Annotated in this window: 24 protein-coding genes; 23 read left to right on the top strand and 1 reads right to left on the bottom strand. The window is 40.5% G+C overall.

The genetic code is table 11. The features are described from left to right. The first annotated feature begins 59 nt into the window (after positions 1–59). The 11 genes from BRLA_RS15675 to BRLA_RS15625 all read left to right on the top strand — a co-directional run bounded on the left by BRLA_RS15675 (position 60) and on the right by BRLA_RS15625 (position 11,191). Positions 60–1,040, top strand: a complete 981-nt coding sequence (locus BRLA_RS15675; protein WP_003341332.1) for a polysaccharide deacetylase family protein — start codon at positions 60–62, stop codon at positions 1,038–1,040. 170 nt (positions 1,041–1,210) lie between these two features. Continuing rightward, complete coding sequence (locus BRLA_RS15670) at positions 1,211–2,467, top strand: M16 family metallopeptidase (protein ID WP_003336970.1); 1,257 nt, start codon at positions 1,211–1,213, stop codon at positions 2,465–2,467. 15 nt (positions 2,468–2,482) lie between these two features. Beyond that, on the top strand, positions 2,483–2,935 hold the full coding sequence (dut, locus tag BRLA_RS15665; RefSeq protein ID WP_003336971.1) for a dUTP diphosphatase: 453 nt from the start codon (positions 2,483–2,485) through the stop codon (positions 2,933–2,935). A gap of 171 nt (positions 2,936–3,106) precedes the next feature. Then, the gene (locus BRLA_RS15660) at positions 3,107–3,385 is read left to right on the top strand and encodes a YlmC/YmxH family sporulation protein (protein WP_003336972.1); all 279 of its coding nucleotides are present in this window, start codon (positions 3,107–3,109) and stop codon (positions 3,383–3,385) included. A gap of 163 nt (positions 3,386–3,548) precedes the next feature. Beyond that, positions 3,549–4,457 carry a dipicolinate synthase subunit DpsA gene (dpsA, locus tag BRLA_RS15655; RefSeq protein WP_003336973.1) on the top strand — a complete coding sequence of 303 codons (909 nt, stop codon included), beginning with the start codon at positions 3,549–3,551 and terminating at the stop codon, positions 4,455–4,457. Then, positions 4,444–5,040 (top strand): dipicolinate synthase subunit B, encoded by a 597-nt coding sequence (locus tag BRLA_RS15650; protein WP_003336974.1) that lies wholly within the window; start codon positions 4,444–4,446, stop codon positions 5,038–5,040. The genes dpsA and BRLA_RS15650 overlap by 14 nt, the downstream gene beginning before the upstream one ends. Positions 5,041–5,072: 32 nt before the next feature. Next, on the top strand, positions 5,073–6,113 hold the full coding sequence (locus BRLA_RS15645; protein WP_003336975.1) for an aspartate-semialdehyde dehydrogenase: 1,041 nt from the start codon (positions 5,073–5,075) through the stop codon (positions 6,111–6,113). A gap of 13 nt (positions 6,114–6,126) precedes the next feature. Continuing rightward, on the top strand, positions 6,127–7,353 hold the full coding sequence (gene dapG, locus BRLA_RS15640; RefSeq protein WP_003336976.1) for an aspartate kinase: 1,227 nt from the start codon (positions 6,127–6,129) through the stop codon (positions 7,351–7,353). 58 nt (positions 7,354–7,411) lie between these two features. Beyond that, on the top strand, positions 7,412–8,275 hold the full coding sequence (gene dapA / locus BRLA_RS15635) for a 4-hydroxy-tetrahydrodipicolinate synthase (RefSeq protein WP_003336977.1): 864 nt from the start codon (positions 7,412–7,414) through the stop codon (positions 8,273–8,275). Between the two features lie 411 nt (positions 8,276–8,686). Next, positions 8,687–10,366: a ribonuclease J gene (locus BRLA_RS15630; protein ID WP_003336978.1), complete on the top strand. Its 1,680-nt coding sequence runs from the start codon at positions 8,687–8,689 to the stop codon at positions 10,364–10,366. Positions 10,367–10,972: 606 nt separating this feature from the next. Further along, positions 10,973–11,191, top strand: coding sequence for a helix-hairpin-helix domain-containing protein (locus BRLA_RS15625; RefSeq protein WP_003336980.1), 219 nt, complete (start codon positions 10,973–10,975; stop codon positions 11,189–11,191). Between the two features lie 358 nt (positions 11,192–11,549). On the opposite strand, the gene BRLA_RS15620 is transcribed toward BRLA_RS15625, so the two are convergent. Continuing rightward, positions 11,550–12,110, bottom strand: a complete 561-nt coding sequence (locus tag BRLA_RS15620) for a putative glycolipid-binding domain-containing protein (RefSeq protein ID WP_003336982.1) — start codon at positions 12,108–12,110, stop codon at positions 11,550–11,552. A 442-nt stretch (positions 12,111–12,552) separates the two neighbouring features. Between BRLA_RS15620 and BRLA_RS15615 the strand changes: the two genes are divergently transcribed. The 12 genes from BRLA_RS15615 (at position 12,553) to BRLA_RS24325 (ending at position 26,234) form a co-directional block, all read left to right on the top strand. Continuing rightward, complete coding sequence (locus tag BRLA_RS15615) at positions 12,553–13,785, top strand: macrolide family glycosyltransferase (protein WP_003336983.1); 1,233 nt, start codon at positions 12,553–12,555, stop codon at positions 13,783–13,785. A gap of 489 nt (positions 13,786–14,274) precedes the next feature. Next, the gene (locus BRLA_RS15610; protein WP_041752289.1) at positions 14,275–15,318 is read left to right on the top strand and encodes a PdaC/SigV domain-containing protein; all 1,044 of its coding nucleotides are present in this window, start codon (positions 14,275–14,277) and stop codon (positions 15,316–15,318) included. Positions 15,319–15,433: 115 nt separating this feature from the next. Next, entirely contained in the window at positions 15,434–15,787 is a 354-nt protein-coding gene (locus tag BRLA_RS15605) for a YxeA family protein (protein ID WP_003336985.1), read from the top strand. Positions 15,788–15,971: 184 nt separating this feature from the next. Continuing rightward, the gene (locus BRLA_RS15600) at positions 15,972–16,802 is read left to right on the top strand and encodes a ClpP family protease (RefSeq protein ID WP_003336986.1); all 831 of its coding nucleotides are present in this window, start codon (positions 15,972–15,974) and stop codon (positions 16,800–16,802) included. After that, on the top strand, positions 16,799–17,026 hold the full coding sequence (locus tag BRLA_RS15595; RefSeq protein ID WP_003336987.1) for a YlzJ-like family protein: 228 nt from the start codon (positions 16,799–16,801) through the stop codon (positions 17,024–17,026). The genes BRLA_RS15600 and BRLA_RS15595 overlap by 4 nt, the downstream gene beginning before the upstream one ends. 194 nt (positions 17,027–17,220) lie before the next feature. Further along, complete coding sequence (locus BRLA_RS15590) at positions 17,221–19,599, top strand: FtsK/SpoIIIE family DNA translocase (protein ID WP_003336989.1); 2,379 nt, start codon at positions 17,221–17,223, stop codon at positions 19,597–19,599. 295 nt (positions 19,600–19,894) lie between these two features. After that, the gene (locus BRLA_RS15585; protein ID WP_003336990.1) at positions 19,895–20,941 is read left to right on the top strand and encodes a BMP family lipoprotein; all 1,047 of its coding nucleotides are present in this window, start codon (positions 19,895–19,897) and stop codon (positions 20,939–20,941) included. Between the two features lie 122 nt (positions 20,942–21,063). Beyond that, complete coding sequence (locus BRLA_RS15580) at positions 21,064–22,605, top strand: ABC transporter ATP-binding protein (protein WP_003336991.1); 1,542 nt, start codon at positions 21,064–21,066, stop codon at positions 22,603–22,605. Further along, positions 22,598–23,674: an ABC transporter permease gene (locus BRLA_RS15575; RefSeq protein WP_003336992.1), complete on the top strand. Its 1,077-nt coding sequence runs from the start codon at positions 22,598–22,600 to the stop codon at positions 23,672–23,674. Before BRLA_RS15580 ends, BRLA_RS15575 begins: the two co-directional genes overlap by 8 nt. Positions 23,675–23,676: 2 nt before the next feature. Beyond that, positions 23,677–24,630: an ABC transporter permease gene (locus tag BRLA_RS15570; protein ID WP_003336993.1), complete on the top strand. Its 954-nt coding sequence runs from the start codon at positions 23,677–23,679 to the stop codon at positions 24,628–24,630. A gap of 199 nt (positions 24,631–24,829) precedes the next feature. Beyond that, positions 24,830–25,993: a stalk domain-containing protein gene (locus tag BRLA_RS15565; protein ID WP_003336994.1), complete on the top strand. Its 1,164-nt coding sequence runs from the start codon at positions 24,830–24,832 to the stop codon at positions 25,991–25,993. An 85-nt stretch (positions 25,994–26,078) separates the two neighbouring features. After that, positions 26,079–26,234 (top strand): hypothetical protein, encoded by a 156-nt coding sequence (locus BRLA_RS24325; RefSeq protein ID WP_003336995.1) that lies wholly within the window; start codon positions 26,079–26,081, stop codon positions 26,232–26,234. Positions 26,235–26,300 lie beyond the last annotated feature (66 nt).

The following is a 26,300-nucleotide window of genomic DNA, read 5'->3' as shown; positions in this document are numbered from 1 at the left end:
CAAAGAGGATAGAGAATAAGAGTAAGAACTCGATAGATAAAAGCAAAGGTGATGAAACCGTGAAACAGCATTCTAAAAAGACAAGAAAATATATGGCGGTAGCAACTGTTTGTGGAGCGTTATTGTTTGGATTAGTAACCTCATCTCCAATTAACACATATGTTACACAACTAAAAGTTGGCGTTACCCCTGTACAAGGTCAGATTACCATTGAGGAGCCATTTAAAGAAAAGATAGAGCAGTGGCAAAAGGAACGCGAGGAAGCACCACAAGATGCATATCTTGATCCTGTCTGGAAAGCGATTCCGGGATATAACGGACGAGTGATTGATGTTAACGCAACAATTGCTCAAATGAAGAAAACAGGAAAGCAGGATGAAAGTTCAATTGTCTATAAAGAACAGATGCCAAAGGTACAGGTAGAACAGCTAGGGGCTCATCCCATTTATAGAGGGAATCCCAAAAAAGAGGCAGTGTGCTTCATGATAAATGTAGCCTGGGGCAATGAATACCTGGATAAAATTCTTGCTACATTGGATCGGCATAAAGTAAAAACCACCTTTTTTCTAGACGGATCTTGGGTCAAACGAAATCCTGAGCTAGCGAAGAAAATTTATGATAGAGGTCATGAAATAGGAAATCATGCCTATTCCCATCCAGATATGAGCAAGCTGGGAGAGGCGCGTATTCGCCAAGAGATTAGCAAAACACAAGATATTATTTCTAAGACAATCGGTTTAAAGCCCTCTCTATTTGCTCCGCCGTCTGGTTCCTTTAATCAACGGGTGGTAGAAATTGCTCATCAGGATTACCAGATGAAGACCATTCTCTGGACAGCGGATACAATTGATTGGAAAAACCCACCGGTAGGAACGATGGTAGAGCGCATTCGCAAGAAGTTAGATAAAGGGGTGCTCATACTAATGCACCCAACTGATTCCTCATCTAAAGGACTAGATCAAATGCTGACACTAGCTGAGAAAAAAGGATTGAAACCAACGACGGTTTCCGAGGTAATCTCTAGTCGTCGATTGCCGTAGAAGCTTATGGAATATTGTACCGGACGCTATTTTTTGCTATAGTAAGACATGTTATTTTCTATTGAAAGCGAAACGCTTATCAGTAACATGTACAACAGGGAAGCGACTTTATGATCGCTTCCCTGTGTGGCATAAGCCAGAGATAGCAGATTGATAGAGGGGGATCAGATTTGATTCAAACATATACGTGTGCAAATGGTGTCCGGATTGTTACCGAAAAAATAGCTAGTGTTCGATCCGTTGCTTTAGGAATTTGGGTAGGAACGGGTTCAAAATATGAGAATGAGCAAAATAACGGAATTTCACATTTCTTGGAGCACATGTTTTTTAAAGGTACTACAACTCGCAGTGCAAAAGAAATAGCGGAAGCGTTTGATGAAATTGGTGGGAATGTAAACGCCTTTACATCCAAAGAATACACTTGCTATTATGCGCGTGTACTTGATCGTCACGCACCGCTTGCTCTCAATATTTTATCTGATATGTACTTTAACTCTGTTTTTGATGCAGAGGAGCTAGAGAAAGAGAAGAACGTAGTCCTAGAAGAAATCAGTATGTATGAGGATACACCAGATGATTTGGTGCATGATCTGATTGCACGTGCTTCCTATGCCGATCATTCGCTAGGGTACACGATACTGGGAAAAGAAGATGTACTCAAAGGCATGAAACGCGAGGATTTGTTGACATATATCGAACAACGCTACTTACCAGAGAACACGGTAATTACAGTAGCAGGTAACTTTGACGATGAGTTAATCACATTGGTGCAATCATTATTTTCGACGTACCAGCGTGCAGGAAAAACAATGGATATCGCTACACCAACCTTTACAGGTCAAAGCATTGTACATCAAAAGCAGACCGAGCAGGCTCATTTATGCCTGTCTATGCCTGGTTATGCTGTGGGCCATGACAATGTTTATTCCTTAATTATTTTAAATAATATTTTGGGTGGCAGCATGAGTTCTCGACTGTTTCAAGAAATTCGTGAAGAACGCGGTCTAGCTTACTCTGTTTATTCTTATCACTCTTCCTATAAAGAATCTGGTACATTCAATATTTATACGGGAACAGCACCAGAGCATGTAGGTAAAGTATTTGACATCGTGTCTAATGTTCTACATGATGTTCGCGCAAACGGAATTACAGAAAAAGAATTAAACAAAGGAAAAGAACAGCTTAAGGGTAGTTTGATGCTAAGCTTAGAAAGCACTAGCAGCCGCATGAATCGCTTGGGTAAAAATGAGCTGTTACATGGCCGACACCTTACACTAGATGAAATTATTGCGAAGGTAGATCGTGTAAGTCAGGAATCTGTTCTAGCAGTAGCGAAAGAATTATTCCACTCCAAAATGGCGATGGCAATGGTGAGTCCATTGGAAGCATTCCCGGAAAATGTTGATGCAAATGTATTCTTAACGTAAAAAGAGGTGTCTTTTGTGTTTGTAAACATTAAAAAAATGTCTCCAATGATTGGGACGGATCTTCCTTTACCGCATTATGCGACATCAGGCTCTGCGGGACTTGATTTAGCAGCATGTATTGAACAAGACATCACGATTGCTCCAGGGGAACGCGCCAAGATTCCTACAGGGATTGCTGTGCAAATGCCTGACGCAGGTATGGTAGGTCTAGTGTTCCCACGTAGCGGCAATGCTTTTAAATACGGAATATCACTAACGAATGCTGTTGGAGTAATTGATAGCGATTATACAGGTGAGATTCAAGTGCTGTTGCAGAACCTAGACACGACTGAACCATTTGTGGTCAAAAAAGGGGACCGTGTTGCCCAGCTTCTCTTTATGCCAGTGATGCAAGCACGGTTAGAGATTGTTGACGAGTTGGAAAAAACAGAACGTGGTGCAGGTGGATTCGGTTCTACAGGTAAATAACTGTTTGGTAGAAAGGCTTCTCCTAAGTCATTAGGCTTAGTGGGAAGCCTTTTTATTATTTGATCTTATACGAATTATTTTAAAAAATACCCTTTACGACAATCTTACGTATAAACTGAACAGCTTTTTCGTATATTCTGCTGTGAGTGGACAAACAAAGGAGGAAGTAAAATGCGACTAAGCGAGTTTAGCGGTAAAGAGATTGTAGATGTTGATTATGGAGAAAAACGCGGAGTGATAGCACAATCGGATATGGAAATTAATCCAATAACAGGCGAAATTGCTTCTATTGTCATTTCCAATCCTTCTTTTTTTGGGATAGGGAAGAAAAAAGCTGATACGATGATTCCTTGGAGGTCTATTGTACAAATTGGTCCGGATATGATAATTGTACAGTTACAACCTACCCAAAACCATTTCCCACAGGAAACTTCAGTAACGAAACGTTAGGTGTTCGAATAGGATGACGGTAGATTACCGCAGTGCACGACATATACATCGACCGTGAACAAAAAACGGTCCGTCAACTATTTTACATTTTCCATGGGACTCGGAAAAATTCTTTGCGTTTCCAGGTTATCTTGCGTAAAATGTTTGGAAAGGGGAACACGGCATGCTGACGGGAAAACATGTTGCTTTTATTGGCGGTGATGCTCGTCAGCTGGAAGTCATCAAAAAATGCATCCAGCTGGACGCCACAGTTACTCTTATTGGCTTTGATAACTTAGAGAGTAGCTTTACAGGAGCAAACAAAAAACCATTAACATGCGATGTGTTAAAGGATGTTGATGCCCTGATCCTACCTATCGTCGGTACAGATGACAAAGGAATGATTGAAAGCATTTTTTCTACAAAAAGCATTCAGCTATCTAAGGAGCATATTGAAGCTTTACCAGAAAAATGCGTTGTCTATACCGGGATGGCAAAGCCTTATCTCAGAGAACTATTAAAACTGCATAACGTCCCACTAAAAGAGCTATTGAACCGTGATGATGTGGCTATCTACAACTCCATTCCCACTGTGGAAGGAGCATTGATGGTGACGATCCAAAACACTGATATTACGATCCATGGCTCCGAGGTGATTGTTCTCGGATTAGGTCGAGTAGGTATGTCATTAGCTAGAGCTTTGCATGCATTGGGAGCACATGTTAAGGTTGGGACAAAACGTCCGGAACACATAGCACGTAGTAATGAAATGGGCATTGATGCTTTTGATCTGGATGATTTTAAGCAGTATGTTTCAAAGGTAGACATTATCTTTAACACAATTCCACATTTGATTATTACATCAGACATCATAGCACACATGCCACAGACTGCATTTATCCTAGATATTGCTTCTAAGCCAGGTGGAACTGATTTTCGTTATGCAGAACGTCGAGGAATCAAAGCGATTCTCGCCCCAAGTCTTCCTGGAATTGTTGCACCGAAAACAGCCGGGCAAATCATTGCCAATACCTTAGCACGACTTCTTTCGGAGCAAGCCGAGAATCAGGGGGGTCATCATGAGCAATCTTAGGGGAAAAACGGTTGGATTTGGGCTAACGGGTTCCCATTGTACCTTGGAAGAAACCATGCCGCAAATTCAGCGCTTAGTAGATGCTGGAGCACGTGTTGTACCCATAGCGAGCCAGACTGTGATGACCACTGATACGCGTTTTGGAACGACTAACCATTGGCAGAACCAATTAAAACAGATTACAGGCGAAGAGATTATCACTACTATTACTGATGCAGAACCGCTTGGACCTTCCAAGCTATTTGACGTTATGGTGATTGCTCCATGCACAGGTAACACCACGAGCCGATTGGCGAACGCACTCACAGATAGCCCTGTTTTAATGGCTGCCAAAGCAACCTTACGCAATCTATATCCAGTCGTCTTGGCGATTTCAACCAATGATGGATTGGGGTTAAATGCGGCAAATATTGCAAAACTTCTAGCCACTAAAAATATTTATTTTGTTCCGTTTGGGCAGGATGCGCCTGACAAAAAACCAAACTCACTGGTAGCACGAATGGATCTCATCATGGAAACGTGTGAGCTAGCTATTCAACATCGTCAGTTGCAACCTTTGCTTATAGAAAGATTCCATTATTGATGCAGCTAACAGGCTCTTAGGAGGAGAAAAAGATGGAGAACCAACTGAAGGTAAATGTCGCAGTCGTGGGAGCGACAGGAGCAGTAGGACAGCAAATGATTCAGCTTTTGGAGAAACGAAATTTTCCAATCGGTCAACTGAAGCTATTAGCTTCAAAAAGATCGGCTGGTAAAAAGGTACTGTTTAAAGGTCAGGAAGTGACAATTGAAGAGGCAACACCTGATAGCTTTATCGGTGTAGATTTTGCTCTGTTCAGTGCAGGAGGAGCGATCAGTAAGGAATTAGCTCCTCATGCTGTACGTCATGGAGCGGTTGTCATTGACAATACGAGTGCTTATCGAATGGATCCAGAAGTCCCATTGGTTGTGCCCGAGGTTAACATGGATGCAGCGCGCAAACACAAAGGAATCATTGCAAACCCTAACTGCTCTACCATTCAGATGGTTGCGGCATTGAAGCCTCTTTATGACCGTTTTGGAATAGATCGGATTATTGTTTCTACGTATCAAGCTGTATCTGGTGCGGGTGCTCAAGCTATCGATGAGCTGTTGACTCAAACCAGAGATGTTTTAGATGGGAAAGAGCCGGAAGCAAATGTACTGCCAGTATCCAAGCTTCCGGTTCATCATCAGATTGCTTTTAATGCGATTCCGCAAATTGATGTTTTCACAGACAATGGATTTACGTATGAAGAGATGAAGATGGTAAACGAAACAAAGAAAATATTGGGTGACGATCAAGTTTTAGTTGCAGCTACTTGTGTGCGTATTCCTGTAGTAAAAGGTCACAGTGAGTCCGTTTATGTCGAATTAAAAAATGACTATGAACTGGAAGAAGTGAAATCTTTACTAGCACATGCACCTGGTATTGTGCTTGTCGATTCCCCTGAAGAACAAAAATATCCATTGGCTACCGATTCTGCGGATAAGCTTGAAGTTTTTGTCGGTCGTGTTCGCCGAGATTTAACGCATCCACGTGGGATCCATATGTGGGTTGTATCAGATAATCTATTAAAGGGTGCTGCGTGGAACACCGTACAAATTGCCGAGGAGCTTATCAAGGCCAACAGCTAGGAGAGAGGTTTTCATGAAAATACTTGTCCAAAAGTTCGGGGGTTCATCCTTAACAACGGAGGATCATCGCAATCGGGCAATTGGCCACATTGAAAAAGCACTGGCGGAAGGCTTTTCCTTAGTAGTAGTTGTGTCAGCGATGGGGCGTAAGGGTGATCCTTACGCCACTGACACGCTATTACAATTGATCCGTCAAAATGGGGACAGCCTACGAGCGCGCGAAAACGACCTGTTATTGCATACAGGGGAAATTATTTCCGCTTGCGTCATATCCAGCATGCTTAATGAGCGAGGCATCGAGTCCACAATTTTAACGGGTGGGCAAGCTAATATCATAACTACTAATGATTTTAATAACGCACAAATCCTTACGATTGAACCTGATCGTATTCAACAAGAGCTTGAGCAAGGGCGTGTTGTCATCGTCCCAGGGTTCCAGGGGCGTACGGAAGATTGGCAAGTGACCACCTTAGGCCGCGGAGGAAGCGATACGACAGCAACAGCACTTGGCGTCGCCTTAAAAGCTGACATGGTTGATATTTTTACAGATGTAAATGGCATTATGACGGCCGATCCACGAATAGTAGACGAGGCTAAGTCACTTCATACCGTCACGTATACGGAGATTTGCAACATGGCGCACTTAGGTGCTAAGGTGATTCACCCACGCGCTGTGGAAATCGCTATGCAAACCAATATTCCAATACGTGTGCGCTCCACATTTTCAGACGAACCAGGAACATTGGTTACCAGTCTACATGAGTTAGGCCGTTTTAATGAATCCTTTAGTGATCGAGTTGTAGTGGGGATAGCTCATGTTCCTAATATTACACAGATCAAGGTATTCTCTAAAGAAGGACAATATGATACCCAGCTTCAGGTTTTTAAAGCAATGGCACAACATAATATCAGCGTTGATTTTATTAATGTAAATCCACTAGGTGTCGCTTATACGGTACACGATCATATGGCTGAAAAGGCGGCGATTATCTTAGCTGACATGGGCTATGAGCCTCAAATAATGCCTCATTGTGCTAAGGTGTCGGTAATTGGCGCTGGCATTGCAGGAGTACCAGGTGTTATGGCTCATATTGTAGAAGCACTTACGAAAGAGGAGATACAAATCCTGCAATCTGCTGACTCACATACAACCATTTGGGTGCTAGTGCATGACGAGGATATGGCTAGGGCTGTGCGGGCATTGCATCAGCAGTTTGATTTGTCTAATGCTCGATTATAGTTATGTAGAGCAGAAGTTAGAGAGCCTATTAAGGAAGAAAGAGGAGAGATGAAAAAACATGGCTATTTTTGGACGTATTGTGACTGCCATGGTAACGCCTTTTAATGACAAGGGCCAAATTGACTGGGATCGCACAGAAAAACTGATCAACTACCTAATAGACACAGGCTCAGAAGCACTCGTGGTAAGTGGTACAACAGGAGAATCACCAACTCTTTCTAAACAGGAAAAGCTTGATTTATTTACTTTTAGTGTACAAAAAGCGAACGGTAGAGTTAAAGTCATCGCAGGTACAGGTTGCAATGATACAGAAGAAACCATTGCTTTCACAAAAGAAGCAACAAAAACGGGTATAGATGCGATCATGCTGGTGGCTCCTTACTACAGTCGTACATCGCAAGAGGGGTTGTATCAGCATTTTAAGGCTATTAGTGAAGCAGTAGAGCTGCCAATCATGCTATACAATGTTCCTGGACGTACAGGAATTAACGTGACAGCGGACACGACTTTACGTTTAGCTGAACTACCAAATGTAGTATGTATTAAAGAGGCGTCTGGTAATCTTACCCAGATGGCACAGATCATTGAACGTGCACCTCAAGGCTTTGAGCTATATAGCGGTGATGATGGTTTAACTATTCCGGTACTCTCTATTGGCGGAGTTGGAGTAGTAAGCGTAACGAGCCATGTAATTGGTTTAGAGATGAAGGAAATGATGGATGCGTTCTTCAAGGGAGATACTTCTAGGGCAGCAGCTCTTCATCGTAAGCTAGTTCCGATCTTTGAAGGTGCATTCAAATATCCTAATCCAACACCAATTAAGGCTGCGCTAAACAAAAAAGGGATTGAGGTAGGCGGTGTTCGTTTACCGCTTGTGGAGCTGACGGACGAAGAAGCTAGCTATATAGATGAATGGCTGTAGATTGCTGCTCTTTAGAAGTTAGCCCTTCTGGTACCTATGAAATCCGTTGTTGTATTAGCGTTTTGACAAAATCGCTGGGTATGTCATATCTAAATGACTACTCAGCGATTTTTTGTGTAAAGCATATGTCTTGAGTCAGTATTTTACAGGTAACAAAATGATTTATAAGATTATGGATTGTACGGTCCACCTCTTATTTGTCCCATATCTTTACAAATAATAGAGAGCAGAATTTCAAAGGAAAAAACCGCAAACCCTTTTCAGAGCTGGCGTACTAATGTCTAGATAAATTTATATATATGCTTTTCTTACTTGTATTCCTGTTTTTAATTCGGATATAATAGGGATAAGCGATTTGGGGCGGTTTAATTTGAGGTGTAATTTGACAACTAAATATAGGAGGTACATTCATTGTCTAAGTTGAATCAAAGTGTTCTTATCTTTGCCCTGGGCGGAGTTGGCGAAATTGGTAAGAACATGTACGTAGTAGAGACCGATGAAGACATCGTTGTTATTGATGCTGGTCTCAAATTCCCAGAGGAGGAAATGCTGGGGATTGATATGGTAATACCTGATATTACCTATTTGGAAGAAAATCGTGATAAAGTACGCGGAATTATTATTACACACGGACATGAAGATCATATTGGAGGACTAAGTTACGTATTGCGTCACCTTAATGTGCCGGTATATGCAACAAAGTTAACGCTAGGTCTGATTGATGTCAAATTGAAGGAAGCGGGTATCCTAAATACAACTACTCGTCACTTGATCAATAGTGATTCAGAAGTAAGTCTTGGCAGTACATTAACTGCAACGTTTTTCAGAGTAAATCATAGTATTCCTGATTCAGTCGGCGTTTGCTTGGAAACCCCTGAAGGTTATGTCGTCCATACCGGAGATTTTAAGTTTGATCAAACCCCCGTAAACAATCAAAGAGCTGATCTCGGAAAAATGGCGGAAATTGGGGAACGAGGCGTACTCTGCTTGTTATCAGACAGTACAAACGCAGAACGTCCAGGCTTTACTGGATCTGAAAGTTCAGTAGGGAAAGCGTTAAAAGAAGTTTTTCATAAAGCGGAGGGGCGAATTATCGTTTCCACGTTTGCATCAAACGTTCATCGTATCCAACAAGTTTTTGATGCTGCTGTTCAATACAATCGTAAAGTAACGTTAGTAGGGCGCAGTATGATCAATGTTATAACTATAAGTATGGATTTAGGATATTTACATGTACCAGAAGGGGTAATTGTAGATATTGATGAATGTAATAAATTACCATCAGAACAAGTAGTTATTCTGTCAACAGGAAGTCAGGGAGAGCCTATGTCAGCGCTTACCCGCATTGCCCGATCCGCCCATCGGAAAATAGACATGATGCCTGGTGACACAGTAATCATTGCAGCAACACCAATTCCAGGGAACGAGAAATACGTTTCCCGCACCATCGATCACTTATGCCGAGCAGGTGCAGAAGTTATTTATGGAGGACATGGTCCAAATGGTACTGTACACGTATCTGGACATGGAAGCCAGGAAGAGCTACGTTTAATGCTTAACCTGATGAAACCTAAATACTTTATCCCGATTCACGGGGAGTATCGTATGCAGCGTATGCATGCAATACTTGCTGAACAGGTGGGAGTAGCATCTGAGAATATCTTCTTACTCGATAATGGAGATACCGTGGAAATTGCAAAGGGTCAGGCAAGATACGGTCCTAAAGTGCATGCTGGCAATGTTCTTATTGATGGACTGGGCGTAGGCGATGTAGGTAACATCGTTTTACGTGATCGAAAATTATTATCCCAAGATGGAATTCTGGTTGTTGTCGTTACCCTCAGTAAACAACATGGTACTATCGTGTCTGGACCTGATATCATCTCGCGTGGCTTCGTATATGTACGTGAGTCGGAAGAATTGATGGAAGAGGCAAATCGTATCGTAGCCCAAACTCTGCAAAAATGTATGGATGAAAAAGTAAATGAATGGTCATCGCTGAAAAATAATGTAAAAGATACACTTGGACGTTATTTATACGAACAAACACGTAGAAGACCAATGATTTTACCTATCATCATGGAAGTGTAATTCCAGACATGACGATAAAGAGTCGGAAATCCTTGCACAGCAAGGGTTTTCGGCTTTTTGTTTTGAAAAAGGTATTTAAACAGCTTCAACTATAAATAAAAAAGAAAGGAGTGGATCATGATACAAGGAAATGGAAGAGTTTAAAACCAGATTTGATGTAGGGAGTAAGTATGATCGTATGAATTCCTATGAGCAGAGAGAAATCATGATTACGAAAACACACGAGCTATTTTCGGATAGTGGAGAGGATATCTTACTAGATAATGTCAACATCCCAACTAATAGGTGCAAATAATAAATGACTGTTTATGATTGCTAGTTAACCTGACTCTATATATCATCAAGTCGCTGTAGACAGATCATTCTATATGATTTATTATATACAGAAAAATTATATAATGTAAATATATTACAAAAATAACTTTCGTTAACGAAGCTAGTCAGACCTGAGCAATGCACCTATGTTGCATGCTATATGGAAAAAATATTTAAAAAAGAAGCTTGTCTAATCCTGTTTGAAATCTTTTATAAATAATGAAGGGAGCTGAACTAGAATAGAATGAAATTGTAAGAGGGATTCAATAAGGAGGAGGGAGTGGGTTACTGATGGCTCAGAATGATCATGAAACACAAAGTGATTTACCGAGTACGCTAGCCAAGCCGGCAAGACGCGCACTCGAAGGGGCAGGCTATTTCCGGCTAGAACAATTTACACTACGAAGTGAAGCCGAGGTGATGAAGCTACATGGTATGGGTCCAAAAGCAATGGATCAAATCCGTCGCGCTTTAGCCGACAAGGGATTATCATTTACTAAAGAGATTTGAGCTGTGGATACATTTGGCTTCGATTCAGTAAAAATAGGCTCATTGTATGGCTATCAGGATCTCAAGCTCAGCTTAAAAGATTTTTCATACAACAAACAAGGGGACTGTGAGGTTTGTCGGTATGAAATGATCCTGTATTAGCTGAAAAATTAGTTATTGCTAGTGTAAGGAAAATAGCTTATTTCCCTTTTTACTCCGTGCAAATTAACGAGTGCCTGCCTGCATTTGGAAACATAAAATCTAAGCCTACTTATGCTAATTCATAGTAGGCCTAGGTCATTGTGCAGAATGCAGCTATTCAAAAGCTATATGATTTGACGCAGCTTTATATAGGATAATCACATTTTTAAGGATGGGCTTATTCGCGCAAAAACAATTGCGGATACTCTGTGACGATTCCGTCAGTATCTACCTTGATATTTTCTATAAAACTGCCACTTTGATAGGTAAAAATCGATTCAGTATGGTTTGTTTTCATCAGAGTATAGGTCTGTTTTACCTGACGATAACATAGATCGGGTACTGATATGTAAACTACAGAGATTTCCTGTGGAGTAGAGAGGGTATGCTCTAAGCGATTGATAGGGAGTGTATTCGTAAATGGGGTACAGGATATGTCGATATCAATACATCCTGCTAAAGCGGAGATGACCTTTCCATGCGCATCCCGCCATTCTCCTTTCCCATTAGAGGTCAGTATCAGGGATTGTTCTTTGCCAATACACTGTATGGTTACTTTGCGGACGATCCAATTCGTGTCAAGAATAATTTGATATTGTACACGAAAAATTGCACCCTCGTCTGTCTTTCCAATTACTAAACTGTCAACCGTTATCTTGTGATCGTCTTTTACTAATCGCAAATGTTCATAGCCGCTTCCGATGCTTGGTCTCCAAAAAATATCTGTTGCTGTTGCCATAATACGTCCTCCTATAAGCTAATTTCACTACCTTTTCCTAATAAGAATGCAAGTAAAACGAGCAAATCGTAGAGATTGATACTTTCGCTTTAGTTATCTATCTATTTAGAATTGTACCATTAAATAGATGGTGTTTTTAAAAAAACGTAAGCCTACTTGCTTTTTTATCTACGTAAATTCATTTTCTGTGTAATTTCATGAACTGAATCTATTAGAAATTCAAAACTGTAAATAGCTAAGACGTAAGAATACGGAACGAAAGGGATGTGAATAAAATGTAGACAAAAAATGAAATTGTTTGTTATAATCCAAACAAATAATAACTAAGTTTGGTTTTATAGGGATCTTCATTCACAAGCAGCAGTTCTAACGAATTTCCGTGGGCATCCTGTAAAAAAACGGAATGGGGAGTAGAACAACTTTTATTATGGGAGGGAAGCAAATGGCAAAGGCACTATATATCAGTATGTTGGGAGAAGGTCATGTAAATCCAACGTTAGGGCTAGTAACAGATTTAGTAAAGCGCGGGGAGCAGATTGTCTATTATTCGTCCAATCATTTTCAAGAGAAAATTGAACAAACAGGAGCTATATTTCGGCCTGTGGATCAAAGGGCGCAAGAAATACTTCAAGAAATTAGTAATCTGATTAATTCACAGCCGGTAGAGTTTTTCCTGCAATTTCTACATGCCATGGAAATGATAACGGATACCATACAAAACGAAATTACGAATGAGACATATGACTATCTCTTATACGATGCACAAACGATGGTAGGTACCTGGATTGCTCACCAATGTAAGTTATTATCCATTGCTACTTGGACTACATTTGCATTTTCAAATGATCCTCATGAAAATATGACACTAACAGACTCAGATGATGAAAAAGGGAAGCTAGAGAGGCTGGCTACGCTTCAAAATTTTTTACAATTGGAAAAAATACAAGAATGTAAAAAGCAATTAGAAAACAAATATAAAGTTCCATTTCCGGGATTTTTTTTATCTAATCCTGGGCCAGTTGATTTAAATATTGTGTTCACTTCTTCTTATTTCCAGAGAAATAGTGAGCAGTTTGATGACAACTATATTTTTGTAGGTCCTTCCATACCAGATAGCAGTCACCTTGGTGATTTTCCCATTGATGAGTTAACAGGAAAACAAGTCATCTTCATCTCTATGGGAACGATCGTAAACCAACAGCTAGAGCTTTATCAAAAATGCTTTACGGCTTTAAAAGACGTAGATGGTAAGGTAGTACTTAGCATTGGAAAGAATACAACAATGGAAGAATTAGGGGATATACCAGATAACTTTATTGTGCGTCATTATGTTCCTCAAATAGATGTATTACGTCACACAAATGTGTTTATTAGCCATTGTGGGATGAATAGCATAAGTGAATCACTTTATTTTGAGGTACCGTTAGTTATGCTGCCCATTGTTAATGATCAACCTATGATAGCACGACGGGTAAAGGAGCTTGGAGCAGGAGTTTTGTTAGATTTTGAAAATCTATCATCAGAGGATATTAAACAAGCTGTTCACGAGGTTTTAGAAAATCCGATTTATCAGGAAAAGGCAAAAAAAATCAGTCAGTCATTTCATAAGTCTGGAGGGCGTCAAAGGGCAGCGGATGAAGTGTTCAAATTTACTCGTACCATAACAAAAAGGTAATTTATTTGTAACCGATGTGGAATAAAGTTTTGGGAAGGATGAATTTAAAATAAATCCATATAAGTCTGATAAATAAGTCTTTTAGTTCCATCTCGAATAGGACGTACTGATCAGACTGCTGATTAAATCGCTTCGATCTAGTTAGTTGATTCGGCTGCAATATGACATGCGATCATTTGAAGCGACAGAAGTGGTTAAGGGTGAATAAATGTAGAAGTCAGGCAGGTAGTCTAATCATTTCTTCTTAAAGAGGCATAAAATATATGGCCTGTGGGAACAGGGATACAGTATGAACGACCTGTCAAGATTTCGTTGATGGGTCGTCGTTTTTAGAATAAGAAGTTAACCTGGAAAAGTAATAATAAAAGCTGTACTGAGGTATGTGAAATGCTAATGAAGGAGTACAAACAAGCATCACATGTGATATACTGTCCTTTTCGCGTCATGGTAAAAAGAAGGAATCGTTCTGTACATAAAGGAGAATCTTGTATGAGAAAAGCAAGAGGGTTTATTTTGATGGTAGCAGCAATGCTTCATTGCGTTACGTTCGGTGCAAATTCCGTCTGGGCAGAATCTACTAAGCAGATTGATGTATTGGTCGACACCAAACTGCTTAGAAGTGCCGGAGAAGTCATCAAGGGAACTACATTTGTAACATTAGATACGTTACGCAACGATTTCCGATTTCATGTATACTACGAGCCCCAAACAAAACGTATTTCAATCCTATCTTCAAAAAAGGAAATCGTAATGAAGGTAGAAGATAATGCCTATCTCGTAAATGGACATAAGCTGTATATGGAGGAAGCCCCTCGAATCAAAGACTCTTCCATACTGGTACCATTGCGGGTTATTTGTGAAAACATGGGTTTTTCTATTTCACAGGATTCCGTTACAAAAGCTGTAAGCACCCATTTTGTATCCGAAAATGACCTGCAATTCGAGAATAAAGAACTGAAAATCAACAGAAATCATACAAACGTATCGATACAATATCCGCAATTAAAATGGCTTTCTTCCAATGTAGAAATTCAACGGAAAATAAACGATCAGCTAGAAAAGGTTGCACTAGAAACCTTTGAAATGGGTTCTCAAGCTTCTGTGGAGATCAGAGAGGGTGAAAATCCTTATGATTACTCACTTGATTACGAGATTACCTATAATCAAAACGGATTAATTAGCGTCGTTTTTGATCAGTATACATATACGGGTGGAGCACACGGAATGGTTGATCGGGTTGCTTATACAATCGATATCAAAACAGGTAAAATTCTTTCGCTTCAAGACCTTCTTAAAGAAAACCCTGATTATAAAGCAGAAATTTCACAACAAATAAAGAAACAATTTCAACAAAAATATGGGTATTTACTAACACCGTTCGAAACGATTAATGAGCAACAAGCGTTCTATATCAAAGGAGATTCCGTAATCATTTATTTTGGTTTATATGAGTATACTCCTTATGCTGCGGGGATTCCTGAATTTGCTTTCCCGCTTGCTTCCCTTTTAAAAGGATCAATGGTCTCTAGATAGCAGATACATGCCTTATCTTACAAAAATGTAATATTGATGAAAGGATATTCAATGTTACATTGGCCAAAACTCCCTTATACTGATCGCAAGAGAATTCGTATAGAGGAGAATGAAAATGAAGAAGGCAATTATTGGAATCTTAGTTTTCTTGATCGTTTTAGGCGGTTTGTATTATCTTTTTGAAGACAATCGATTCAAAAAAATAGGTGCAGACCTTTATTATGTTCAGATCATTGGAGAAGGTAAACAAGTGTCAAATACAGACTTGTACGAATATACGTTAACTGGATATGATAAGGATGGAATGGAAAAGACGATTACATTTACTGGTCTTAAACAATTGCGTCAAAAGGCGTATCTTAAAGTGTATGTGAAGCCTGATCAAGTAGTTTCCTATACTGAGGTACAAATATCAGAGATTCCTGCTAAGGCAAGCGAAAAATTAAATAAAGGCTTAGAGAGTAAATAGACGTTAAAAACACTCCTGTCATGGATGATTGGCTGAATGTGCCATCAAATATGAAAGGAGTGTTTTTTTATAAGGATTTGACTTATGTGAAACAATTTTATAAGCAGGCTAGCTTTTCCATCAATGCATGAATTCGGTAGGGCTAACCCATACTACAACTAGCATAAAGGAGGTCGTTAGCCAGATGGATCCTAAAGATTATTTGCGTAAGCCCCCATTTACAATGAATAGAACCAATAATGAGGAGAGTCCGCAAACACCCCAAATACAACCAGACCGCTCAAGATCTCAAGAGCAGCCAGATACGCCAGCACCACAGCAGGAGCCTTCAGATGAGGTTAAAAAACGTCTAATAGACAATATTACTCAGCTTGGCCAGACTAACGTACCTCAATTGGAAAGCAATATTTACTGCCTAACAATCATCGGCCAAATAGAGGGGCATATTCAATTACCCCCTCAGAATAAAACAACGAAATACGAGCATATCATTCCCCAATTGGTGGCAGCAGAACAAAACCAAAAGGTTGAAGGTGTTATGGTTATCTTAAATACAGTGGGTGGCGATGTTGAAGCCGGTCTTGCTTTAGCCGAAATGATTTCATCCTTATCGAAGCCTGTTGTTACCCTCGTACTTGGTGGTGGGCATTCTATCGGTGTGCCAATCTCTGTTGCAGGTGATTACTCCTATATTGCTGAGACAGCGACAATGACAATCCATCCGATTCGTTTAACGGGGCTTGTTATTGGTGTACCACAAACCTTTGAGTATCTGGATAAAATGCAGGATAGAGTAGTTTCATTTGTCGCTCGTAATTCGGATATTACAGAGGAGAAATTCCGTGATCTCATGCTACGTACAGGTGAATTAACCCGAGATATTGGAACGAATGTAATTGGCTCTGATGCGGTTAAGTATGGCTTAATTAATGAAGTAGGTGGACTTGGGAAAGCGTTAAAGAAACTAAATGAACTTATTGAGGAAAAACGTAATAAAGAGGGTGTGCTTCAATGATAATTTACTCTGTTATGCCAATGGAGCTCATATTTGATAACCAGGAGCAGGTGGAAAAGCAGCAAATTCAGGAAATCCAAATGGGAGCGGCAGTCATGCTGGTAGAGCCTATTAATTCCTATGAAGGAAAAATTGTACGTCTGATTAGTCCTAATCCTCATGACTATGTCAATCCAGCCTATGCACCTGGGCAAACAGTTAAATTTCGTCCTTCATTTGATTAATAAAGGAATTTTGTTAGTGGTTTGTATTTGTAACAATTTCCTGTGGTATACTAATTAAGATAGCAAAAACAGCCGGACGCACCAACTCCGGCTGTTTTTGTTCCCTTAAAGCAGGGATTCTCGCTGTCAAAAGGGAATGTTACAAGGGGACTGGAAAAGCAAAAGTAATCATACGTAAAGGAGGCAAGCGTGCCATGAGTAGAAGAAAGAGAAAAACATCCCCATCGGCATGGGCCTCGATCATTAAGCTGGAACTGATTGGTCTTATTATAATCTGTCTCAGTGTGATCGGTCTTTTGGAGAGTGGTTGGTTAGGTCAAAGAGTCCTTTCCTTTTTATTTCGCATGTTTGCAGGATCATGGGATTTTCTGATACCTGTTGCCCTTATTGTGATTTCTGTATATATGATGTTCGTTCGAAAACTCCCCAGAATGAGTCCAAGAATGTTCGGTTTTTTCATCATTTTCATGGGAATTCTATTATGGGACCATCTGCTGTTATATGAGCTTTTATCCGGTAATGGACGTTTCGATCAAAATATGATTCAGCTCACCTGGGAGAGAATTTTAGAGGATCAGAAGCAGAGAGTATCGACCGTAAGCGTCGGCGGGGGAATGATCGGAGCTATTTTATTTACAGTAACCAATGCGTTAATTGGCACAGTTGGAACGGGTCTTGTTGTTGGCCTCTTCTTTTTGATAGGCATCATGTTTATCTTCCAGGTTTCCTATGTAGATCTGTTCAATATCATTCGAGGCAAGCTGTCCGCAGGTTATATGAAAACAAAGCAATCAGTTAAAGAATCCATGCAGCTTTTACAAGAAGAAAAAGAAAAGAAAAAATCAGAGGAAAAGCTCGGGAATGGATCAAACTTGGAGCATGCCAGTTCGATAGAGGCTCCACCGCCAGTGATTGTAGATAACAGTACCCCTTGGGAAGAGCAAATGGATAGTGAACCAGCGATGGTCTCACCTGTGATAAAAGATTTCACAGAGCGAGTAGAGACTCTCCCAGAGCAGGAAATGACAAATCTGCCAAACAAAACAGAAACATCAGCCAAGATCACGATTAAAACAAAGGCTGATTCTCAAGGAGAAGATATGCCGGATGTGACGGTAAATTTTCAAACAGAGGATAGTCAGCTTGAAAGTACTTATATAATCCCTGATTTGTCCATGCTATCAAGACCGAAGAACACTGGTCAACAAAAAGACGTAGATCATGCCTCAAATGCGGCTAAGCTAGTGCAAACGCTGAAAAGCTTTGGTGTGAGCGCTATTGTCTCTGAAATCCATCGCGGTCCAGCCGTAACACGTTATGAGGTACAACCTGCTACTGGGGTAAAAGTAAGTCGTATCGTAAGTTTAACAGATGACTTAGCCTTAGCCTTAGCAGCAAAAGACATTCGAATTGAGGCTCCTATACCCGGCAAATCTGCCATAGGTATTGAGGTTCCCAATAGTGAGATTTCGTTGGTAACACTGCGAGAGGTTTTAGAAAGTCCACAATGCAAAGATTCAGAAGCCAAATTAACTGTAGCTTTAGGACGCGATATTTCTGGTGAGCCGATTTTGGCAGATTTAGCAAAAATGCCCCATTTATTGGTGGCTGGAGCTACAGGAAGTGGTAAATCAGTATGTGTTAATGGGATTATTATGAGTATTTTATTGCGCGCAAAACCGAACGAAGTGAAATTAATGATGATAGATCCGAAAATGGTAGAACTTAATGTTTATAATGGTATACCACATTTGCTAGCGCCTGTTGTAACTGATCCAAAACGTGCTTCTGTAGCTTTAAAAAAAGTAGTGGTAGAAATGGAAAGACGTTACAATTTGTTCTCTAAATCGAATTGTCGCAACATAGAAATGTACAACCAGATGGTGAGAAACGCAGAACAAGGGCAACTTACGGCTCCCCTACCTTATATCGTTGTAATAGTGGACGAGCTGGCCGATTTAATGATGGTAGCTCCAGGAGAGGTAGAAGATGCCATCTGTCGATTAGCCCAGATGGCTCGCGCAGCTGGAATTCATCTTTTAATTGCGACCCAGCGGCCTTCTGTTGACGTCATTACAGGTGTGATAAAGGCGAACATTCCATCGCGAATTGCCTTCGGAGTTTCGTCTATGGCTGATTCCCGAACGATTTTAGATATGGGAGGCGCAGAAAAATTACTTGGGCGAGGAGACATGCTTTTCTTACCTATGGGAGCCTCCAAACCAACCCGCGTACAAGGGGCTTTTGTTGCAGATAAGGAAGTTGAAGATGTCGTATCCTTTGTGAAGGAACAGCAGGAAGCAAAATACAGTGAAGAAATGATTCCCGAGGAAATAAGCGAGGAGCCACAAATGGTCATGGACGATGAAATGTATGATCAGGCCGTACAGGTTGTGGCAGAAGCTCAGACAGCATCAGCCTCTCTATTGCAACGAAGACTGCGTGTTGGCTATACGAGAGCTGCTCGGCTTATAGATATGATGGAGGCCCAAGGAGTTGTTGGTCCATACGAGGGGAGTAAACCACGAGAGGTACGAATTCCACGACCATCATCTGAATCACAAATCTCTTAAAAGGTTTTTTATGTTAAAGAGTAAGAAAACTAACATATTCCGAATGATAGAATAAAAAATTCGCTTGCATATCGCTTCTTACATGGGGTAAAATTTCTACGGGCTGGCGAAAATATTGGAATCATGTCGAAAATGGGTGTTTTTTCCTTAATAGGAATTGGTAGAGAACAAAATAAACAAATTATCGTTTTTTATTTATGAAGTGCCCTCTCCAAGCTCCTGAATCATCACCCAAATTTGATAGTCTGATATTTTCTTGTCTACATAAAAACTGATAATTGGGGGTATCACAAGCATGAAAAAGATCCTATCTGTTCTTTCCGTGGCAACCCTGAGTCTTTCACTAGTGCTAACTGGTTGCGGTAAAGCTCAACCAACTGAGCCTAGTAAAGAAAGCGCTTCTCCAGCGGCAGAAAAGAAACTTTCTGCAAAGGTTGGTATGGTTACTGACGTTGGTGGTGTTAACGACAACTCCTTTAACCAAAGTGCATGGGAAGCTCTACAGAAACTAAACAAAGACACAGGCATTGAAACAAACTATGCTCAAAGTAATGGCGATGCTGACTACGTACCAAACTTGAACAACTTTGTTAAGGAAAAATGGGATCTAACATGGGGTATTGGTTTCATGATGGCTGAACCAATTAAGAAAATTGCTGACCAAAACCCAGATTCGAAACTAGCGATCATTGACGCGCAAGTTGATGCTCCAAACGTAGCATCCGTATTGTTCAAAGAGCAAGAAGGTGCTTTCTTGGCAGGTGTTGTAGCTGCTGAAATGTCGAAAACCAAAAAGATTGGTTTCGTAGGCGGTGTTAAAATTCCTGTTATTGAACGTTTTGAAGCTGGTTTCCTTGCTGGTGTAAAAGCCGCTAATCCGGAAGCTCAAGTAATATCTATCTACACAGGTGCATTTGATAAGCCAGACCAAGGTAAATCCACTGCTTCTGGTATGTATGCACAGGGTGTAGATATCATCTTCCATGCTTCTGGTGCTACTGGTGACGGTGTATTCAACGAAGCTGCTGATCGTAAGAAAAAAGGCGAAAATGTTTGGGTTATCGGTGTAGACAAAGACCAATCTCTTAACTTTGGTAACGAAATCACTTTAACTTCTATGGTGAAAAAAGTAGACGAGGCTGTTTACAAAGTTTCCAAAGATATGGCTGAAGGCAAATGGGAAGGTGGAAAAGTTGTTAACCTAGGTATCGCTGAAGACGGCGTAGGTTTAGCATCTACTTCTACTATCAATGTGCCAGCTGAAGTTCTGAAAAAAGTTGATGAATTTAAAGCAAAAATCGTAAGTGGCGAAATTAAAGTTCCAGAAAAAGCTGTTAAGTAATTGATCTAGTTATTCTATTTGTTGAAGAAAATAAGCAACAAGGCTAGTTTCATGACTAGCCTTGTTGTTGCCTTGTACAGAGTTACTTGTGGATTATTACCCAGAAAAACGGGGTGAGTGAAATGAAAGACGTAAAAACTGTAGTAGAAATGCGCGGAATAACGAAGCGCTTTCCAGGAATTATTGCAAATGATAATATTCAACTTAAAGTAAAAAAGGGCGAGATTCACGCGCTCTTAGGTGAAAATGGTGCAGGTAAATCCACTCTAATGAATATTCTATTTGGGTTGTATCAGCCTGATGAGGGTGAGATTTTACTTAATGAAACACCAGTGAAAATCACCAGTCCAAATGTTGCTAACGAATTGGGTATTGGAATGGTTCACCAACACTTTATGCTTGTCGAACCGTTTACCGTTACGGAAAATATTATTCTAGGAAAAGAACCAAAGAATGGTTTGAAGATAGATATCAATTCAGCGGCTAAAAAGGTACAAGCACTATCTGAACAGTATGGGCTCAAGGTTGACCCGTATGCAAAGATTGAAGACATCTCAGTAGGGATGCAACAACGCGTTGAGATTCTTAAAACCTTGTACCGCGGAGCTAATATCCTCATTTTTGACGAACCAACGGCTGTTCTTACACCGCAGGAAATTTCCGAGTTAATAGAGATTATGCGTAATTTGGTTAAAGAAGGAAAAACGATTATCTTAATCACCCATAAGCTAAAAGAGATTATGGCAATTTGTGATAGTGTCACCATTATTCGCCGTGGTAAGACTATCGACTCTCTAGCTATTAAAGATACGAATCCAGATGAATTGGCTTCCAAAATGGTTGGGCGGGACGTAACGTTTTCTGTAGATAAAAAGCCTGCTAATCCTAAAGAAGCAAGTCTATCTGTGAAAAATGTAACAGCAATGGGTAATCGTGGAGTTAATGCCCTAAATAAAATCAGCTTTGATGTTAAGGCTGGTGAAATTCTTGGAATTGCGGGAGTTGACGGTAACGGTCAGTCTGAATTGATTGAAGTGTTAACGGGGCTACGTAAGTGTCAGGAAGGCTCAGTAACTCTAAATGGTAAGGACTTAACCAATAAAACTCCGCGTTTTATTTCTGAATCAGGACTATCTAATATACCAGAGGATCGACATAAGCATGGTTTAGTTCTCGATTTTAACATGGCTGAAAACATTGTTCTAGAGACTTATTTCCACCCTGAATTTAATAAAAATGGATTTTTGAATTATGATGCGATTAACAAACATGCAGAAAAGCTTATTGAAGAATTCGATGTTCGTACGCCAGGGATACATACACTAGCACGCGCTCTGTCGGGTGGTAACCAACAGAAAGCGATTATTGCACGTGAAGTGAACAAAAATCCTGATCTGTTGATTGCAGCTCAGCCAACACGCGGGCTGGATGTAGGTGCGATTGAATTTATTCATAAACGCCTAATTGAACAACGCGATAAGGGAAAAGCGGTTCTACTCATTTCGTTTGAGCTAGATGAGATACGCAATGTTTCCGATCGGATCGCTGTTATTTATGAAGGTGAAATCGTTGGTATTGTTGATCCGAAAACAACGAGTGAACAAGAGCTCGGGTTGATGATGTCAGGTGGAAAACGCATTCAAGGAGGCGAACAGGATGAATAGTGTATTTAAGATTTTTACGAAGGATTCTTTCATCGTTCCTGTTGTTGCGATTCTGCTTGGACTCATCGTCGGGGCGATTGCGATGCTAGCAGGTGGATTTGATCCATTGTTAGCCTATGGTTCTCTGGTCAAGAAAGTATTTGGTGACGCCTATAATTTTGGTGAAACGATTCGCCAGATCACCCCTTTGATTTTTAGTGGATTGGCTGTTGCTTTTGCTTTCCGTACTGGTCTTTTTAACATCGGAGTAGAGGGTCAATTCATGATGGGTATGATTACAGCTGTTTACCTTGGTGTAAAGCTGGACTTACCTGCCTATATTCATGCTCCATTAACCATTATTGTTAGTACAATTGTCGGTGGGCTGTGGGCGGCTTTTGCAGGTTGGTTAAAAGCTGCACGTGGTGTCCACGAGGTTATTACTACAATCATGATGAACTGGATTGCTTTGTATATGGTGAACTTTATTCTGGTGACTACATTGGTTCCAGAAGGACAACAGCGTTCTGAAAATATTAAGGAATCAGCGTCTATTGCAATTGGCTGGCTGTCTCAAATGTTTGAAAGTGCACGTATGCATTGGGGAACATTACTTGCTCTTGTTTTAGCTCTCCTTTTCTATATTGTTCTTTGGAAAACAAAAACAGGCTTTGAGCTTCGTGCGACAGGCTTTAACCCGCATGCGGCACAATATGCTGGTATGAATGTAAATAATAACGTTATTAAAGCTATGTTTATTTCAGGTTGTATGGCAGGTATGGGTGGAGCCGCTGAAATTCTAGGGGTGTTCCATTATCAAGCTATTATGGCCGCTCAGCCTGGGTATGGCTTTGATGGAATCGCAGTTGCATTAATTGGTGGTAATACTCCAATTGGGGTAGTATTAGGTGCTATTTTATTTGGAATATTGTCCTTTGGAGCAAATGGAATGAAGATGGGAGCAGGCGTACCTGTAGAGTTAATTCGTGTGGTAATTGCCTCTGTAATCTTCTTCGTTGCCGCTCATGGTATTGTAAGATTTATTTTAAAACCTGTTTTATCTAAGAAGAATAAGAAGGAGGTGCTGTAAAGATGCAATGGCTAACCATTGGTGGCGATCTCTTACATGACACGATCGTATTTTCCACAGCCCTCATTTTCGCGGCACTTGGCGGTGTTATTTCTGAACGTTCCGGGGTAGTTAACATTGCGCTGGAAGGCCTCATGGTAATGGGAGCTTTCATTGGAGCAGTTGTTACTTACTTTATGGAGCCAGCGCCGTACGCACCTTGGATTGGTTTAATCGCGGCTTGTATTGGTGGTATTATTTTTTCCCTGCCACATGCAGCGGCTTCGATTACGTTTAAATCCAATCAAGTAGTAAGTGGTGTTGCTCTTAACTTCTTGGCAACAGGTTTGGCAGTATATCTTACCAAAATCATTTTTGATGGTGCTGGTCAAACCAAAACATTGAGCGTTGTATTTTCCAAATGGGACATCCCGTTTTTAAGTGAAATTCCTTTCTTGGGCCGTGCTTTGTTCCAAGCATATCCTACTAGTTATTTGGCATTTATCACAGTGGCAATCGTTTGGTTCGTACTGTTTAAAACTCAGTTTGGCTTAAGACTTCGCTCTGTAGGGGAACATCCGCGTGCCGCTGATACAGCCGGTATTAATGTATTTCGTGTTCGTTACATTGCGGTTATGCTGAGTGGAGCTTTGGCAGCGTTGGGTGGAGCAACTGTTGCTTTAACAACAACATCAAACTTCTCTCACAACACGATTTCTGGTCAAGGTTTTATTGCACTTGCAGCGATGATTTTTGGTAAGTGGCATCCAGTAGGTGCCATGGGAGCAGCTCTGTTTTTCGGATTAGCTCAAGCTGTTAAAACACTTGTACAAGTATTTGGACTTACCAAATACATTCCAGTTGAATTTATCTACATGTTGCCATACGTATTGACGATCTTGGTACTTGCTGGTCTTGTTGGTAAATCACGTGCTCCAAAAGCAAGTGGTGAACCATATGAAACAGGTTCTCGTTAGTAAACGGTATTTATCTATTTCTAATAAGAATCTACATGTATTTGAAGGTAAATCTAGCTAAAAAATCAATGGCCACCTTTCCGTCCGGAAGGGTGGTTTTTCTTGTTCGGCTACTTTTTACCAGTAATTATGCATAGATACCCTTTTGTAACCTATGGGATAATGGGACAAGTTTGACTTGGATAAGGAGGATATTTACATGAACAGATTACGAAGGAGTACGAGCCGATGGTTAGTAAGGAGTCTGGTGGGTGCTGCCTTGTTATCCATTTCCTGGATTAACCCTATACAAGTACAGGCTGCTTCTGTGCCACGTGTTTTCCTTATGGTAGATGGAAAGGGTTTAAAAACAGATGTAGAACCACAAATTGTGAATAATCGTATGCTGGTACCGATTCGTGCTGTTTCAGAAGCTACTAAGGCACAAGTTACTTATCAGGCATCAACGAAGCAAGTAGTTATTAAGACAAAAACAAACGAATTCACTTATAGGGTGAATCAAAAAACAGCTTGGGGGAATGGAAAAAAGCATAGCCTAGATGTTTCCCCTATAGTAAAGGAAGGACGTATTTTAGTCCCTTTACGTTCGATAAGTGAATTATTAGGCTATCAGGTAAAGTATAATGAACAATCGAAGGTAGCGATGGTGGCTACTAAAACCTCTCCAGCAACTTATACGGTACAGGCCGGGGACTCGTTATGGTCGATTAGTCAAAAATTTGGTGTGCCTATTTCGGCGATACAGAATGCTTCTCGTCTAACAAAGGAAGAGATACGCCAGGGAATGACGCTGACTATTCCAGTCATTAGTATGTATAATCAGACATGGAAACCATTAGACATACAATCTAAGCAGCAATATCTAGGGAACATTGATCAAGCCTTAGCCCCCAAGCAAAGTGTCTTCCCCTTGCAAAAAGGTACATGGTATGAACAGGTTTACAATACATATGGGGATGAACGAACATGGGGCGCAGATACTCAGGGTAGAAATCATGAAGGCATTGATATAATGGCTTTTCATGGAGTCCCTGTCTTTTCATCAACGAATGGAGTCATTAATCGCTTAGGGTGGAATAGCATGGGGGGATGGAGAGTTAATATTACACATTCCTCTGGTAAGTATCGGGTGTACTATGCCCATTTGAGCGCTTTTGCTCCTGAAATAAAGGTGGGTAGTCCTGTTAAAGCAGGTCAGTTAATTGGCTTTGTAGGCGATACAGGGTACGGACCGATGGAAACTACAGGTATGTTTTCTCCTCACCTGCATTTTGGCCTGTACAGCAATCAGACAGGTAAAGCTGTTAATCCTTATTTTTTCCTTAAATATCTGGAAACGATTGAAATCCAATCGACGAAGTAAAAGCATATGATATATGCCATACTTATATCCTAGACAGGGAATGGGTACACTACTTTGAGATAAAAAGCATAAGGGGTGTATCAAAATGTGGGAATGTCCATACTGTGGGTTTGTAAATGGTCATGTGTTTTTGGACAATCAATTACATGGCATTCTCTGCTTAAATCCGGACTGTGGTCGTTTTGACTCTAGCGATACTAGTGTGGAGATGCTTAGCGATTGGGATACAAGTGATTTTTAAGGAAGGGCATTACAGAAAAGGCTGTTGAGTTTTTCGCTCATCAGTCTTTTTTTGTTGGAATGAACT

This window comes from Brevibacillus laterosporus LMG 15441 (genome assembly GCF_000219535.2).
Lineage (GTDB): Bacteria > Bacillota > Bacilli > Brevibacillales > Brevibacillaceae > Brevibacillus_B > Brevibacillus_B halotolerans.
The sequence above is the reverse complement of the archived record's forward strand: the minus strand, read 5'-3'. Positions and strand labels throughout refer to the sequence as shown.

What these genes read in the sequence shown, in the direction of transcription:
- BRLA_RS15660 (WP_003336972.1), top strand. Translation starts at nt 3,107, where the DNA reads ATGCGACTAAGCGAGTTTAGCGGTAAAGAGATTGTAGATGTTGATTAT.
- dpsA (WP_003336973.1), top strand. Translation starts at nt 3,549, where the DNA reads ATGCTGACGGGAAAACATGTTGCTTTTATTGGCGGTGATGCTCGTCAG.
- BRLA_RS15650 (WP_003336974.1), top strand. Translation starts at nt 4,444, where the DNA reads ATGAGCAATCTTAGGGGAAAAACGGTTGGATTTGGGCTAACGGGTTCC.
- BRLA_RS15645 (WP_003336975.1), top strand. Translation starts at nt 5,073, where the DNA reads ATGGAGAACCAACTGAAGGTAAATGTCGCAGTCGTGGGAGCGACAGGA.
- dapG (WP_003336976.1), top strand. Translation starts at nt 6,127, where the DNA reads ATGAAAATACTTGTCCAAAAGTTCGGGGGTTCATCCTTAACAACGGAG.
- dapA (WP_003336977.1), top strand. Translation starts at nt 7,412, where the DNA reads ATGGCTATTTTTGGACGTATTGTGACTGCCATGGTAACGCCTTTTAAT.
- BRLA_RS15625 (WP_003336980.1), top strand. Translation starts at nt 10,973, where the DNA reads ATGGCTCAGAATGATCATGAAACACAAAGTGATTTACCGAGTACGCTA.
- BRLA_RS15620 (WP_003336982.1), bottom strand. Translation starts at nt 12,110, where the DNA reads ATGGCAACAGCAACAGATATTTTTTGGAGACCAAGCATCGGAAGCGGC.
- BRLA_RS15615 (WP_003336983.1), top strand. Translation starts at nt 12,553, where the DNA reads ATGGCAAAGGCACTATATATCAGTATGTTGGGAGAAGGTCATGTAAAT.
- BRLA_RS15610 (WP_041752289.1), top strand. Translation starts at nt 14,275, where the DNA reads ATGAGAAAAGCAAGAGGGTTTATTTTGATGGTAGCAGCAATGCTTCAT.
- BRLA_RS15605 (WP_003336985.1), top strand. Translation starts at nt 15,434, where the DNA reads ATGAAGAAGGCAATTATTGGAATCTTAGTTTTCTTGATCGTTTTAGGC.
- BRLA_RS15600 (WP_003336986.1), top strand. Translation starts at nt 15,972, where the DNA reads ATGGATCCTAAAGATTATTTGCGTAAGCCCCCATTTACAATGAATAGA.
- BRLA_RS15595 (WP_003336987.1), top strand. Translation starts at nt 16,799, where the DNA reads ATGATAATTTACTCTGTTATGCCAATGGAGCTCATATTTGATAACCAG.
- BRLA_RS15590 (WP_003336989.1), top strand. Translation starts at nt 17,221, where the DNA reads ATGAGTAGAAGAAAGAGAAAAACATCCCCATCGGCATGGGCCTCGATC.
- BRLA_RS15585 (WP_003336990.1), top strand. Translation starts at nt 19,895, where the DNA reads ATGAAAAAGATCCTATCTGTTCTTTCCGTGGCAACCCTGAGTCTTTCA.
- BRLA_RS15580 (WP_003336991.1), top strand. Translation starts at nt 21,064, where the DNA reads ATGAAAGACGTAAAAACTGTAGTAGAAATGCGCGGAATAACGAAGCGC.
- BRLA_RS15575 (WP_003336992.1), top strand. Translation starts at nt 22,598, where the DNA reads ATGAATAGTGTATTTAAGATTTTTACGAAGGATTCTTTCATCGTTCCT.
- BRLA_RS15570 (WP_003336993.1), top strand. Translation starts at nt 23,677, where the DNA reads ATGCAATGGCTAACCATTGGTGGCGATCTCTTACATGACACGATCGTA.
- BRLA_RS15565 (WP_003336994.1), top strand. Translation starts at nt 24,830, where the DNA reads ATGAACAGATTACGAAGGAGTACGAGCCGATGGTTAGTAAGGAGTCTG.
- BRLA_RS24325 (WP_003336995.1), top strand. Translation starts at nt 26,079, where the DNA reads ATGTGGGAATGTCCATACTGTGGGTTTGTAAATGGTCATGTGTTTTTG.